This is a genomic window from Massilia phyllostachyos (assembly GCF_021044825.1).
In the GTDB taxonomy this organism is placed as follows: domain Bacteria; phylum Pseudomonadota; class Gammaproteobacteria; order Burkholderiales; family Burkholderiaceae_D; genus Telluria; species Telluria phyllostachyos.
The window spans coordinates 126,630-140,591 of the sequence record NZ_JAJNOC010000001.1 but is presented as its reverse complement, the minus strand read 5'-3'; the positions used below and the strand labels follow the sequence as shown (position 1 = coordinate 140,591).

General features: G+C 65.6%; 14 protein-coding genes. 8 read left to right on the top strand and 6 right to left on the bottom strand.

Annotated features, from left to right (window positions below; translation table 11 throughout):
* Positions 1-2: 2 nt before the first annotated feature.
* Both feoB and LQ564_RS00480 read right to left on the bottom strand, forming a co-directional pair.
* Positions 3-1,883: a ferrous iron transporter B gene (gene feoB, locus LQ564_RS00485; protein WP_231056134.1), complete on the bottom strand. Its 1,881-nt coding sequence runs from the start codon at positions 1,881-1,883 to the stop codon at positions 3-5.
* A 4-nt stretch (positions 1,884-1,887) separates the two neighbouring features.
* Entirely contained in the window at positions 1,888-2,145 is a 258-nt protein-coding gene (locus LQ564_RS00480; protein ID WP_231056133.1) for a FeoA family protein, read from the bottom strand.
* Between the two features lie 223 nt (positions 2,146-2,368).
* Here LQ564_RS00480 and LQ564_RS00475 point away from each other — a divergent pair, with 223 nt between their 5' ends.
* Both LQ564_RS00475 and bfr read left to right on the top strand, forming a co-directional pair.
* Positions 2,369-2,578, top strand: coding sequence for a (2Fe-2S)-binding protein (locus tag LQ564_RS00475; RefSeq protein WP_231056132.1), 210 nt, complete (start codon positions 2,369-2,371; stop codon positions 2,576-2,578).
* Between the two features lie 245 nt (positions 2,579-2,823).
* On the top strand, positions 2,824-3,294 hold the full coding sequence (bfr, locus tag LQ564_RS00470) for a bacterioferritin (RefSeq protein WP_231056131.1): 471 nt from the start codon (positions 2,824-2,826) through the stop codon (positions 3,292-3,294).
* A gap of 170 nt (positions 3,295-3,464) precedes the next feature.
* Here bfr and LQ564_RS00465 read toward each other — a convergent pair whose 3' ends face one another.
* Entirely contained in the window at positions 3,465-4,403 is a 939-nt protein-coding gene (locus LQ564_RS00465) for a PfkB family carbohydrate kinase (RefSeq protein WP_231056130.1), read from the bottom strand.
* Positions 4,400-5,014: a glutathione S-transferase C-terminal domain-containing protein gene (locus LQ564_RS00460; RefSeq protein WP_231056129.1), complete on the bottom strand. Its 615-nt coding sequence runs from the start codon at positions 5,012-5,014 to the stop codon at positions 4,400-4,402. The genes LQ564_RS00465 and LQ564_RS00460 overlap by 4 nt, the downstream gene beginning before the upstream one ends.
* A 156-nt stretch (positions 5,015-5,170) precedes the next feature.
* On the opposite strand from LQ564_RS00460, the gene purB reads away from it, so the two are divergent.
* A complete protein-coding gene (purB, locus tag LQ564_RS00455) occupies positions 5,171-6,550 on the top strand; it encodes an adenylosuccinate lyase (protein ID WP_231056128.1) in 1,380 nt (459 codons plus the stop codon).
* A 27-nt stretch (positions 6,551-6,577) separates the two neighbouring features.
* Here the strand turns inward: purB and LQ564_RS00450 are convergent, their stop codons facing one another.
* Positions 6,578-8,530: a TOL_0244 family TonB-dependent receptor gene (locus tag LQ564_RS00450; protein ID WP_231056127.1), complete on the bottom strand. Its 1,953-nt coding sequence runs from the start codon at positions 8,528-8,530 to the stop codon at positions 6,578-6,580.
* A gap of 205 nt (positions 8,531-8,735) precedes the next feature.
* Here LQ564_RS00450 and LQ564_RS00445 point away from each other — a divergent pair, with 205 nt between their 5' ends.
* From LQ564_RS00445 to LQ564_RS00435, 3 genes are read left to right on the top strand one after another with little or no spacing between them, the layout of a single operon-like run.
* A complete protein-coding gene (locus LQ564_RS00445) occupies positions 8,736-9,296 on the top strand; it encodes a cytochrome b (protein ID WP_231056126.1) in 561 nt (186 codons plus the stop codon).
* On the top strand, positions 9,293-9,844 hold the full coding sequence (locus LQ564_RS00440; protein ID WP_231056125.1) for a YceI family protein: 552 nt from the start codon (positions 9,293-9,295) through the stop codon (positions 9,842-9,844). The genes LQ564_RS00445 and LQ564_RS00440 overlap by 4 nt, the downstream gene beginning before the upstream one ends.
* A 27-nt stretch (positions 9,845-9,871) precedes the next feature.
* Positions 9,872-10,447, top strand: coding sequence for a YceI family protein (locus LQ564_RS00435; RefSeq protein ID WP_231056124.1), 576 nt, complete (start codon positions 9,872-9,874; stop codon positions 10,445-10,447).
* A 71-nt stretch (positions 10,448-10,518) separates the two neighbouring features.
* Here the strand turns inward: LQ564_RS00435 and LQ564_RS00430 are convergent, their stop codons facing one another.
* Positions 10,519-12,030 (bottom strand): glycine zipper domain-containing protein, encoded by a 1,512-nt coding sequence (locus LQ564_RS00430; RefSeq protein ID WP_231056123.1) that lies wholly within the window; start codon positions 12,028-12,030, stop codon positions 10,519-10,521.
* Between the two features lie 282 nt (positions 12,031-12,312).
* On the opposite strand from LQ564_RS00430, the gene LQ564_RS00425 reads away from it, so the two are divergent.
* Positions 12,313-12,582: a GlsB/YeaQ/YmgE family stress response membrane protein gene (locus LQ564_RS00425; protein ID WP_036212790.1), complete on the top strand. Its 270-nt coding sequence runs from the start codon at positions 12,313-12,315 to the stop codon at positions 12,580-12,582.
* Positions 12,583-12,648: 66 nt separating this feature from the next.
* Complete coding sequence (gene cls / locus LQ564_RS00420; RefSeq protein WP_231056122.1) at positions 12,649-13,938, top strand: cardiolipin synthase; 1,290 nt, start codon at positions 12,649-12,651, stop codon at positions 13,936-13,938.
* Positions 13,939-13,962 lie beyond the last annotated feature (24 nt).

The following is a 13,962-nucleotide window of genomic DNA, read 5'->3' as shown; positions in this document are numbered from 1 at the left end:
TTTTACCCTCCGGTGAAGAACAGGGTGGTGCGGTAGACGATGAAGGAGGCCGCGTAGGCCAGGCCGAACATGTAGCCGGCCATGATCCAGGCGTAGCGGCGGCTGCCGGTCTCGCGCGCCACCGTCGCCAGGGTCGGCAGGCAGTGCGGCGCGTAGATGTACCAGGTCAGCACCGACAGGCCGGTGGCCAGCGACCAGGTCTGGGCCAGGATCGGCGCCAGCGCGTTGGCTGCATCGTCGCCGCCCGACAGCGCGTAGACGGTGCCCAGGGCGCCGACCGCGACTTCGCGCGCGGCCATGCCCGGCACCAGCGCGATCGCCATCTGCCAGCCGAAGCCGATCGGGGCCAGGATGTATTCGAGGCCGCGGCCGATCATGCCGGCGACGCTGTAGTAGACCGGCGGCTGGGTCGCGCCTTCGGGGGCGCCCGGGAAGCTCGACAGCAGCCAGAGCAGGACCATCATGGCCAGGATCAGGGTGCCGACACGCTTCAGGAACACTTTCGCGCGCTCCCACAGGCCGACGGCCAGCGCGCCCGGCTGCGGCCAGTGGTAGGCCGGCAGTTCCATCATCAGTGCGTGCTGCTTGAAGTCGCTGCGGCGCTTCATGTACCAGGCCACCGCCATCGCGCTCAGGATGCCGGCCATGTAGAGCACGAACAGCACCAGGCCCTGCAGGTTCATCAGGCCGGCCACTTCGCGGTCCGGGATGAAGGCGGCGATCAGCAAGGCGTACACCGGCAGGCGCGCCGAGCAGGTCATGAGCGGCGCGATCATGATCGTCACCAGGCGGTCGCGCGGGTTCTGGATGGTGCGCGCCGCCATGATGCCGGGGATCGCGCAGGCGAACGAGGACAGCAGCGGCAGGAAGGCGCGGCCCGACAGGCCCACGCTGCCCATGATGCGGTCGAGCAGGAAGGCCGCGCGCGGCAGGTAGCCGACGTCTTCCAGCAGCAGGATGAAGAAGAACAAAATCAAGATCTGCGGCAGGAACACCAGCACGCTGCCGACGCCGGCGATGATGCCGTCCACGATCAGGCTGTGCAGCATGCCTTCGCCCAGCAGCTTGCCGACGCCTTCGCCGAGCGCGCCGACGCCCGCCTCGATCAGGTCCATCGGCGTGCCGGCCCAGCTGAACACGGCCTGGAAGATCAGGAACATCAGCGCGGCCAGGATGACGGGACCCGCCACCGGGTGCAGCACCACGTTGTCGATCTTCTCGGTGAGGTTGCCGGTGTCGGCGCTCGTGGAGACGCTGAGTTCGAGGATGCGGCGCACTTCGCGCTGGGTCTCTTCCACCGGCACCGCGTCGATCGCCGACAGCGGCTGCGGGCTGACTTTGTCGGCGAAGACCATGCCGTCCAGCGTGGCCAGCAGGGCCTGTTCGCCGCCGGACTGGATGGCGACGGTCTCGACCACCGGCATCCCGATTTCCTGCGACAGCTTGCCGGTGTCGATGACGATGCCGCGCTTCTTCGCCACGTCGACCATGTTCAGTACGAGCACCATCGGCAGGCCGAGGCGCTTGAGCTCGAGCACCAGGCGCAGGTTCAGGCGCAGATTGGTCGCGTTGACCACGCACAGGATCGCGTCCGGCGCCGCTTCCCCGGCGCGCAGGCCGGCCACCACGTCGCGCGTGATCGCTTCGTCCGGGGTCTGGGCGCTCAGGCTGTAGGCGCCGGGCAGGTCGAGCACGCGGAAAGGCCGGCCGCCGGGCGAAGTGAAGCTGCCTTCCTTGCGCTCGATGGTGACGCCAGCGTAGTTCGCGACCTTCTGGCGCGAGCCGGTCAGGCGGTTGAAGAGCGCGGTCTTGCCGCAGTTGGGATTGCCGAGCAGTGCGACCAGGGGCGTGCGCGACGCCACCTGCTGTTCCATTACACCCATCCGCTTATTCCGGTTTGATCGAGACGAGCGCCGCTTCGAAGCGGCGCAGGGCGAAGGTGGATTCGCCGACCTTGACGGCCAGCGGGCCGCCCAGCACGCGCTTGAGCACGCGGATCCGCTCGCCGGGCACGAAGCCGAGTTCCATCAGGCGGCGCTGGACGTCGGCGCCGCCTTCCTGCGCCGTCTGGGCCAGGTGGATCACGGTCGCGCTCTGGCCGGCCTGGAGGGCGTCGAGCGTGGTGAGGGGAGGAGCAAGAGTCATGGTCGCGTCCGGTAGATGCGCTGGCTTTGTAGCGCTGATGAGACAGATAGGTGCATGATAAACCTAAATGCGAATTATTTCTATTTGCAGCTTGATCACACTCGCCTCTATTTGCGCGCACACTGCAAAAATCGCTTGCGCACGCGGCCGAGTTTCATCAGAATAGAACACGAATGAGATTGATTCTCATTTATATGATGAAAACGGCAAGGAAAGCGAAACGATGATCGTCTGTGTCTGCAACAACATCTCCGACCGCGAAATCCGCCAGGCGGTCGACCTCGGCATCTCCTCGGTGGCGGAACTCCACAAGGAACTCGGCGTCGGCACCATGTGCGGCAAGTGCGTCAGCTACGCCCGCGAAGTCCTGAACGAACACCTCGACAGCAAGACCACGATCACCGAAGTGCGCCGCATGCCGCAAACGGCCTGAACTGTCCCGAACATCTCTCCTGCCCCGCCTTGTTGCGGGGTTTTTTTTTCGCCTTTTGGAAGTCCCTGCCGCGGTACTGAGAAGCGTTCTCGCGATGGAACGAGAACGGTTTTCATTCCAGCGGTTTTTTGCGATTTTCAGCGCTTTTCGGGCCATTTTTTAAGGATTTTCGACGATTTTTGGCCGTTTATTGGCAGCTTGTTTGATATCATGGAGCCCATTCGAAATCCATCAAGGGCATCCCCATGAAAGGCGACCAAAACGTCCTGCGTCTGTTGAACGCGCAGCTGACCAACGAACTCACCGCGATCAACCAGTACTTCCTGCATGCGCGCATGTACCGCCACTGGGGCTTCGGCAAGCTGGCGAAGAAGGAATACGACGAATCGATCGGCGAGATGAAGCACGCCGACAAGCTGATCGACCGCATCCTGATGCTGGACGGCCTGCCGAACCTGCAGGCGCTGCACAAGCTGCTCATTGGCGAGTCGACCCAGGAAATGCTGGAGTGCGACCTCAAGCTCGAGCGCGCGGCCCAGCTGACGGTCAAGGAAGGCATCGCGGCGGCGGAAGCGGCGGCGGATTATGTGACGCGTGACCTGTTCCTAATGATCCTGGAGGATACCGAGGAGCATATCGAGTGGCTGGAGACGCAGCTGGATCTGATTGTGAAGGTGGGGATTCAGAACTACCTGCAATCGCAGATCAGCGAGTAACTCTGCTCGAAGTAAACTTGGATCCCGGCCTTCGCCGGGAGTCGTGGGCCCCAGTGGGGCGCACGACGGTCTCAGGGCTAGCTAAGCAAATTAGCACTACCACAGTTTGAACCGTCGTTCCGGCAAAGGCCGGAACCCAAGTTCATATGATCAGCCATCAGCGCTAATTCTCAGCGCCACTTCCTCATCCACTGATCATAAAACCCCAGATCCCGCGGCACCGCCCCCGGAATCGCGCAGATCGCTCCCGCGAACTCGTTGGCCCGCCCCAGGGTAACGTCGAGCTCCCATCCCCGCATCTTCCCCAGCAGGAAAATCGCCGAAAAGGCATCCCCCGCCCCCACCGTGTCGATGACGAACGGCGGCGCCGGGTTGTCGCGGTGCGTGACTACCTGGCCGTCCGCGCTGAAGTAGGCCGAACCGCGGTGCCCCAGGGTCAGGATCAGGGCGTCGAGCGAGAACATCTGCAGTAGCGCCTGGCAGGAAGCGCGCACTTCCTCGGCCGAGAGGGCGGGATCGTCGGGCTTGATCTGGAAGTAGGACTTGAACAGGACTTGCAGCTCTTCCTCGTTGACCTTGGCGATGTTCGCCGCCTGCAGCGAGCGGGTGACCGTGCGTTCCTCGTACTGGCCTTCGCGCAGGTTCAGGTCGAGGTAGCGCAGCGCACCCGTGGCGCCCAGCAGGGCGTTCAATGCGGTGCGCGAGCGTTCGTTGCGCTGGGCCAGGGTGCCGAAGTAGACGATGCCCGGCTGTGCCGCTTCCACCACCGTCAGCGCCGTGTCGCGGTCGATGAAGTCGTAGGCCTGGTTGGGCAGGATCGTGAAGCGGTGGGCGCGCGCGCTGCGCTCGACCAGCACGCGGCCGGTTTCTTCCATGGCGTCGAGCTGCAGCCCGGCCTCGCTCATGGCGAAGCGCTCGAATTCGGCGCGCACGGCCTGGCCGGCGGCGTCGTTGCCGATGCGGGTGACCAGCAATTGCGGCGCCATGAAGGCCGCCAGGTGCCGCGCCACATTGAAAGGTGCGCCGCCGACGACCTGCTCGGTGCTGAAGTCGTCGACCAGGGCCTCGCCGAACACGAGGCAGGGCGCGGTGGCGGCGGCGCTGTTCACGCGAGGACCGGCACGGTGTCGCGGAACGAGGCGCGCTCGGACAGCTTGTCGAACAGGCGCGCCAGGTTCGGATAGTCGCCGCGCCAGTCGATGTCGGGGAAGCGGAAGGCCAGCCAGCCCAGCGCGCAGCCGACCGCGACGTCGGCCAGCGAGTAGTGGATGCCCATGCAGTAGCTGGACTCGCCCAGCCGCGACGACATCTCGCGCAGGCCGGCGTGGACCTTGTTCATCTGGCGGTCGATCCACTTCTGGCTCTGCTGTTCCGGCGTGCGTTCGCGGCGCTCGAGGAAGACCAGGATGGCGGCGTCGAGCACGCCGTCGGCCAGCGCTTCCCAGACCTTGACTTCAGTGCGGTCGCGGCCGTTGGGGGGCAGCAGCTTGCACACCGGCGAGATGGTGTCGAGGTATTCGGCGATGACGCGCGAGTCGTACAGGGTGCTGCCGTCTTCCATCACGAGACAGGGGATTTTCCCCAGGGGGTTGACCTCCTGGATGGTGGTCTCCGGCACCCAGACGTTTTCGAGCGCGAGGCTGAAATCGAGCTTTTTTTCCGCCATCACGACGCGGACTTTGCGCACATAGGGACTGGTGAGCGAACCGATGAGTTTCATACATGCCCGGATAAGAAGATTGGATGACAGTATAACATCGACGTTTTGCCGATTGTCTGCGCCGGACAGTCCGCCGCGGCGCTCGACGCACCGTGTCCGCAAGGCCGCGCGACCCGTCCGGTGGTAAAATCCGCGTTTTTTCCCGGACCGCCCGCCATGACCTCTACCGTTCCTTCCCCTACCCTGTCGGCCCTGTCCCCGCTGGATGGCCGCTACGCGTCGAAGACCGACAAGCTGCGTCCCATCCTGTCCGAAGCGGGCTTCATGCACCACCGCGTGAAGGTCGAGATCGCGTGGCTGCAGGCGCTGTCGCAGGCCGGCTTCCCGGAGATCAAGCCGTTCTCGAACGAAGCGAACGCTCACCTCGAGCAGATGGCGGCGACCTTCGGCGACGCCCAGGCGGCGCGCATCAAGGAGATCGAGGCGGTCACCAACCACGACGTCAAGGCGGTGGAGTACTGGCTCAAGGAGCAGGTCAAGGACGTGCCGGAACTGGTCGCGGCGAGCGAATTCATCCACTTCGGCTGCACCTCGGAAGACATCAACAACACCTCGCACGGCATGATGCTGAAAGCCGCGCGCGACGGCGTGCTGCTGCCGTCCCTGCAGGCGATCATCGCCAAGCTGACCGAGATCGCGCACACCAATGCCGAGCTGCCGATGCTGTCGCGTACCCACGGCCAGACCGCCAGCCCGACGACCCTCGGCAAGGAATTCGCCAACGTGGTCGCACGTCTGCAGCGCGCCGTGAAGCGCATCGCGGACGTCGAAATCCTCGGCAAGATGAACGGCGCGGTCGGCAACTACAACGCCCACCTGTCGGCCTATCCGGGCTTCGACTGGCCGTCCTTCTCGAAGGACGTGATCGAGAACCGCCTGGGCCTGGTGTTCAATCCCTACACCATCCAGATCGAGCCGCACGACTACATGGCCGAGATGTTCGACGCCATCGCGCGCACCAACACCATCCTGCTCGACCTGAACCGCGACATCTGGACCTACGTCTCGCTCGGCTACTTCAAGCAGAAGCTGCGCGCCGGCGAGATCGGCTCGTCGACCATGCCGCACAAGGTCAACCCGATCGACTTCGAGAACTCGGAAGGCAACCTGGGCCTGGCCAACGCGGTGCTGCGCCATATGGCCGAGAAGCTGCCGGTCTCGCGCATGCAGCGCGACCTCACCGACTCGACCGTGCTGCGCAATATCGGCGTCGGCTTCGGCTACGCCCTGCTGGCCTACGACAGCTGCCTGCGCGGCCTGAACAAGCTGGAAGTCAACGCCGCGCGCCTGGAAGCGGACCTGGACGCGAGCTGGGAAGTGCTGGCCGAGCCGGTGCAGACCGTGATGCGCCGCTACGGCATCGAGAACCCGTACGAGCAGCTGAAGGAACTCACGCGCGGCAAGGGCATCACCCGCGAAGCGCTGCAGGATTTCATCGGCAAGCTGGCGGTGCCGCAGGAAGCCAAGGAGCTGCTGCTGGCGATGACGCCGGCGAACTACACCGGCATCGCCGCGCAGCTCGCGAAGGCAATTTAATGTAGCGTGGGCGGTCCTCCGCCCACCCTACAAGGACCACGTCAACTTGACGCCGACCCTGCGGTCGATCTCCGCCCGCATTCCCGCCGCCCCGTACTCCGCGTGGCCGCCATTCAGGTTCTCCCCCACCACCGACACCTCCACGCCCGGCGCCACCCGCCAGCCGAAGCGCGCATCCAGCGCCCAGTAGCCCGGTACCGCGGGATTCTCCAGCGCCGCCACCTTGCGCAGCCCGACGTCCAGCTCGCGCGGGTCGTCGAAGGCATAGTGCGAACGCAGCTGCAGCGCATGCTCCGGATCCTTGCCCGCCGTGCCCGGCCCGGCCGCGTCGTTGCTGCCGGGTTTCAGGCGCAGCCGTTCGTGCAGGGCCGTGAAGCCGGCCGACAGGCGCCACATCGGGGTCACCTGGTAGCTGCCCCACATCTCGATGCCGGTGGCCCGCCCTTCCATCAAACTGTCGAAGATGAGATAGGTGTAGGTCGGATCGATCTCCTGGGTGCGCAGGTGGTCGTACTCGTTGTGGAACACGGTGCTTGAGAACGACAGGCCCGCGAGCGGCTGGCCGCGGTAGCCGACCTCGAACACACGCGCCACTTCCGAGCGTACGCGCGGGCCGCCGCGCAGCAGGTAGGGCGGGCGGCCGGGGATGAAGGCGTCGGCGTCGAGCCGGGTCGGCGCGCGCACGGTGCGCGACAGCGCGGTCCACAGCGCGTGGCGCGGCGCCAGGCGCCATGAGAGGCGCGCGGTCGGCAGGAATTCGTTACCGGTGTAGTCGTTGCGCTCGATGCGCGCGCCCAGGGTCAGGCTCAGGTCGGATCGCAATGCGATCTCGTCCTGGGCGAACAGGCTGGCCCAGGTCTGTTCTTCGCGCGCAGGCAGGAAGGCGATCGCCTCGCTGTTCTCGACGTCGTCCCAGCTATGGCGCAGGTTGGCGCCCCACACCAGGCTGTGGCGGCCAAAGGCCGGCAGCGTGTGCTGGAACTGGACGTCGGCGATCTGCAGCGATTCGGTGAAGGTCGGCGGGACGTCGCGGCGCGCATGGTCGAGGTAAGCCTGCACCGACAATCGCCCGCCATCGTTCAGCGCACGTTCCCAGCGCGCCGTCAGGTTGGCGCCTTCGGTATCGATCTCGCCCAGGCGGAGCTGGGTGCCGCTGACCGAGATCTCGCCCGGTTCCGGCTGCTCCGGCGCGCCGCGGAAGACGTTGCCGTTGATGCTGAACGTTTCCTCGCCACGCGCCCAGTCGGCGCGAAAGCCCGCCTGCGCCTGGCGCCAGGCGTCGTTGACGCGCGCGCCGTCCTCGGCCTCGCTGTGCCGGCGCCGCAGCGCCTTGCCGTAGACGCGCCAGTCGATGTCACCGCTTTGTCCACCCTGGCGGAAGGCGGCGTCCACGCCGTCCGTCGCGCCACGCAGCACGGCCATGCCGCCCCGGGTCGCACCGGCCGCTTTCGTGCTGATGTTGATGACGCCGTTGACCGCGTTCACGCCCCACATGGTGCCGCCCGGGCCGCTGATCACTTCGATGCGCTCGACGTCTTCCAGCATCAGGTCCTGCATGTCCCAGAACACGCCCGAGAACAGCGGCGCATACACGGAACGGCCATCGATCATCACCAGCAGCTTGTTCGGTGCGCTGTTGCTGCTGCCGTTCATGCCGCGCGCGCTGATCGCGTAGCCGTAGCTGGAGCGCTGCGCCACCTGCAGGTTGGGCGCCAGGCGCAGCGCCTCGGGCAGGCTGCGCGCGCCTGCGCGGCGGATGTCGTCGGCGGTGATCACGAACACCGAAGCCGGCGCATCCTGCAGGCGCTCGGGCTTCTTCGACACCGAGGTGACCTGGATGGTGGCCAGTTCCTCGATCGACAGGTCGGCCAGCTCGTCAGCCTGGGACTGTGCGGCGGCCGGCCAAGCCAGTGCCGCACACAAGCAGGCCAGCGCGATGCGCGTAGGCCGCAGACGCCTGTCCTCGGTGGGATAACTCATCAATCCTGCTCCATGGCAGCGGATGTGTCCGCCAATATATTTTGATAAACGGTTCTGTTGGCGGATTTTACATTCCAGCGGCAATGGCTGTGCACGCTTTTCATTCCGTGCTAGTGTACGAAGCCAAAAATTCCCGTCATCAGCAATACAGCCGGAACTTTGCTATAGTTAGTTCTAATTCGTACGACTTTCCTCCGGGATAACTATGCATCGCTACACCACCACGGCCATCGTCCTGCACTGGCTGATCGCCCTGCTGATCGTCGGCACCTTCACGCTCGGCCTGGTGATGACGGATATCCCGGGGATCACACCGACCAAGCTGAAGTACTTCAACTGGCACAAATGGGCCGGCGTCACGGTCCTGCTGCTGGCCGCGCTGCGCCTGCTGTGGCGCCTGTTCCGGCATCCGCCCGCCTATGCCGACGAGATGCCGGCCTGGCAGCGCGGCGCCTCCCACGGCTTGCACTGGCTGCTGTACATCCTGATGTTCGCGGTGCCGCTGTCCGGCTATTTCTACAGTCTGGCGACGGGCTACCCGATCGTCTGGTTCGGCGTGGTCGAACTGCCGGTGCTCATCGGCCCCAACCCCGAGCTGAAAGCCGTGCTGAAGGATGCCCATTACTGGCTCAACATGCTGCTGGCGGCGCTGGTCGCCCTGCACGTGGCGGCCGCGCTCAAGCACCTGTTCGTCGACCGCGACGGCGTGATGGCGCGCATGCTGCCCGGCCTGCGTCTCGATTCCACCCCCAAGGAGTTCCCATGAAAGCAATCCAAGGCCTGCTGCTGGCATCCGCCTTCGCCAGCGCCCTCGCCGGCGCCGCCGTCCTGAAAACCGACCCGGCGAAGAGCAGCGTCACCGCCACCTTCAAGCAGATGGGCGTGCCGGTCGAGGCCAGGTTCAAGCAGTTCACGGCGCAGATCGACTACGACGCGGCCAAGCCGGCCGCCTCGAAAGCCAGCGTCGAAATCGCGACCGCCAGCTTCGACCTGGGCGACCCGGACTACAACAAGGAAGTCACCAAGAAGGACTGGTTCAATGCGGCCCAGTTCCCGAAGGCGACCTTCGTGTCCTCGAGCATCGCGCCGGCCGGCGCGGGCAAGCTGAACGTGAGCGGCACCCTGAACATCAAGGGCCGCAGCGCACAGGTAACGTTCCCGCTGGCCGTCAAGAGCGAGGGCGGCAAGCAGGTCTTCGAAGGCGCGCTGCCGATCAAGCGGCTGGCCTTCAACATCGGCGAAGGCGAGTGGAAGGACACGAGCATGGTCGCCGATGAAGTCGTCATCAAGTTCCGCGTCAGCGCGGGCCAATAAACCTTTCAACCCCAAGGGAAAGTCCACATGAAAATCAAGCACCTGATCCTGGCCCTGGCCGCCTCCAGCACCCTCGGCGCCGGCATCGCCTTCGCCGCCGACACCTACAAGATCGAGCCGGGCCACACCTACCCGAGCTTCGAGGCCGACCACATGGGCATCTCGGTCTGGCGCGGCAAGTTCAACAAGAGCGAAGGCACCGTGACCCTGGACCGCGCGAAGAAGACCGGCACCCTCGACATCACCGTCCACATCGACAGCATCGACTTCGGCCACGACAAGATGAACGAGCACGCGAAGAGCCCGGACATCTTCGACGCCGCCAAGTTCCCGACCGCCACCTTCAAGTCGAAGTCGATCACCTTCACCGGCGACGTCCCGACCTCGGCCCAGGGCGAACTGACCCTGCACGGCGTGACCAAGCCGCTGACCCTGACCATCAACAAGTTCAAGTGCATCGACCACCCGATGCTCAAGCGTGAAGTGTGCGGCGCCGACGTGACCGGCACCTTCCAGCGCAGCGACTTCGGCGTCAACTACGGCCTGCCGCGCTTCTCGCCGGAAGTGAAGCTGGCGATCCAGGTCGAAGCGGTCAAGCAGTAACCCAGCCCCATTGAAAAAGCCCCGGTACCGTCAGGCACCGGGGCTTTTTTACGCTTGAAGATCGCTAAGGATTAGCGGCCGTCGCGGTCGTAGTCGCCCGGGATCGCGCGCTCGACCTTATGCCATGCGGCGCGCGAAGCGTGCTTGGCCTGGTCCCAGCTCAGGCGCGAGTTGCCCTTGGTGCGTTCCCACTCGGTCGACAGCTCGTTCTCGTGCATGTCGTAGTTGCCCGGATAGCGGCCTGCCGAGTTGTAGCCCAGCGCGTAGGCCGGTGCGTAGTCGTCGTAGGTGTAGCCCGGGGTATAGTAGGGCTGGGTCTGGTACTGGTTGCGCCAGTGGGCGTCTTCTTCCTGCGGGTTGACCATCTTGGCCACGCCCTTGCCGGCCATGCCGCCGACCGCCGCGCCGATGCCGGCGCCGGCCACCGCGCCGATCGGGCCGCCGACCGCGCCGCCCAGCACCGCGCCGCCGACCGCCGCGCCGCCGGCCGCGCCGACGCCGGTGCCGAGGTGGTGGTCACGCAGTTCGTCGCCCGGTTTCGGGTTCACGACTTCGCCCGTGCCCTTGCCGGCTGCGCCGCCGGCCAGGCCGCCGATCACGGCGCCCGCCGCAGCGCCGACCGGGCCGGCGACCGAACCGGCCACCGCACCGGCGGCCGCGCCGCCCGCGCCGCCCACGCCCTGGGCCAGGTTATGGTCGTTCAGGTCGTCGGTCGCTTTCGGGTTCACCACTTCGCCCGCGCCGCGGCCGGCCGCGCCGCCCGCCAGGCCGCCGACGACGGCGCCCGCCGCCATGCCGATCGGGCCGCCGGCCGCGCCGACGATCGCGCCCACCGCTGCGCCGGAGCTGGAACCCACGCCCTTGGCCAGATAGTGTTCCGACAGGTCGTCGCCGGCCTTCGGATTCACGACTTCGCCCACGCCCTTGCCGGCCATGCCGCCGGTGACCGCGCCGATGGCGGCGCCGGCCACGGTGCCGATCGGACCGGCGGCCGAGCCGATGGCCGCGCCGGCGGCAGCGCCGCCGAGGGCGCCGACGCCGGTGCCGATGATGTGGGTGCCACCGTTGTCGGTCCACGATTGTTCGATGTGGCGCGCGTCTTCGTCGGAACGGGCGTGCACGCCCATCACGATGCCGCCGCCCTTGATGCCTTCTTCATAGTGCTTGGCGCGTTCTTCCGGGATGCCGGCGCCGATCAGCGCGCCGATCAGGCCACCGGTGATGCCGCCCGCGCCCGCGCCGGCCAGGGCCGCTGCCAACGGGCCGGCCACGACCACGCCCAGGCCCGGCAGCACCAGGGTAGTGCCAACGGCGGCGATGCCGGCCAGCACGGCGCCGATGGTGCCGCCGATGCCGGCGCCGATGCCCGCACCTTCGGCGGCCTTGCTGCCCAGTTCGGTGTCGGTGTCGGCGAAGTGGGTGGTGCGGGTGGAATCGGACATCAGGAGGTTGACGTCGTCCTTGCCGTAGCCACGGTCGGAGATGGAGCTATAGGCGCGTTCGGCGCTGGCGCGGTCCGGGAACAGGCCGGTGACCATGCGGGAGTTCTGGTTATTGTTGCCGGTGCTGTCGTAGCTGCTCATAACGAATCCTTTCAGTAGGTTCAGTGGTGCACGTAGTCGCTAATCGGTAATCGGGAAACTAGTTTTTCAACCTTATTCCCGGCCCCATGTCTCTTCTGTTCGCTGACGCACTCTTGACCCGAAATCCGGCCAGCGCCAGAACGGGCCTTGCGATTCGCCGTCTAACGTTCGTTGCCGCACCGACCTGAAGGGGATGGGTCTCTAGACTTTTCTCCATGGCCACGGCAATCACTGCACTCACTGGCCTGGGGGTATGTTTTCTATTTTTCTAGGAGGTACACCATGTTGTTCATCATTTGGATCGTTGTCGGTGGCATTCTGGGCTGGCTCGCCAGCATGGTCATGAAAACCGACGCAGAACAAGGCATGATTCTCAATGTCGTGGTTGGTATCGTCGGCGCCTTCCTGGGCGGCTGGCTGCTGTCGCCGCTGTTCGGCACCGGCACCATCAACTCGGACGACTTCAGCGTTTCTTCGCTGCTGGTTTCGTTCCTGGGCGCCGTCATCCTGCTGGCAATCGTGAACCTGCTGCGCCGCGGCCGCGTTCGCTAATCGCAGTGGCAAGCCACACCTGAAAACCAACGCCTCGCGCGTTGGTTTTTTTTTGCTTTCAAGCTCATGCGCCGTCACGTCACACCGAAACGTTTCTGGACCGTCCTGGTCACTGCCGCCCTCACGCTGATCGGCGGCATCCTCCTGCTCAACTTCGCACCGAACGAGAAGCAGATCGAGACCCGGCTCAGCCGGCTCTACGACAGCAACGACCCGCAATTCCGCCGCTCGCTCGGCGTCCTGCTCGGCCCGCCCATTCTCGAAGGCAACAAGGTCGAGGTCCTGCTCAACGGCGACCAGATCTTCCCCGCCATGCTGGACGCGATCCGCTCCGCGCAGAAGACGGTCACCTTCGAAACCTATATCTACTGGTCCGAATCGATCGGCCAGGAATTCGCCGACGCCCTGATGGAGCGCGCCCGCGCCGGGGTGAAAGTGCACGTCCTGCTCGACTTCATGGGCAGCATGAAGATGGACCTGAAGCAGATCGACGCGATGAGGCAGGCCGGCGTCGAAGTGCAGCGCTACCACAAGCCGGTCTGGTGGAAACTGGCGCGCCTGAACAACCGCACCCACCGCAAGCTCCTGGTGATCGACGGCAAGGTCGGCTTCACCGGCGGCGTCGGCATCGCCGACCAGTGGCGCGGCAACGCCCAGGACAAGGACCACTGGCGCGACACCCATTTCCGCATCGAGGGCCCGGTGGTGGGCCAGATCCAGGCCGTGTTCAACGACAACTGGCTGAAGGCCACCGGCACCGTGCTCGACGGCCCGGACTATTTCCCGGCCCTGGCGCCCGTCGGCGACATGCCGGCCCAGATGTTCTCGAGTTCGCCGACCGGCGGCAGCGAGTCGATGCACCTGATGTACCTGATGGCGATCACCGCGGCGAGGAAGACCATCGACCTGTCGGCCGCCTACTTCGTGCCGGACGACCTCACCATCCGCACCCTGATGGAAGCGGCGCGGCGCGGCGTGCGCGTGCGCATCCTGATGCCGGGCAAGTACATCGATTCCGACCTGGTGAAAGCCGCCTCGCGCGAACGCTGGGGCGAGTTGCTGGCCGCCGGCGTCAAGCTGGCCGAGTACCAGCCAACCATGTACCACGTGAAGGCGCTGATCGTCGACGAGCTGCTGGTATCGGTGGGCTCGACCAACTTCGACAACCGCTCGTTCAGCATCAACGACGAAGCCAACCTGAACGTCCTCGACCCGGCCTTCGCGCGCGAGCAGGCCGCCATCTTCGAGGACGACTGGAAGCATGCCAACCCGGTGACGAAGGCGGAATTCCGCGAACGGCCGCTGTGGCAGCGCTTCACGACCAGCGTCGCCTCGCTGGTTGGTGAACAGCTGTAAAGATCAGTTCCCTTGCGGAAAATA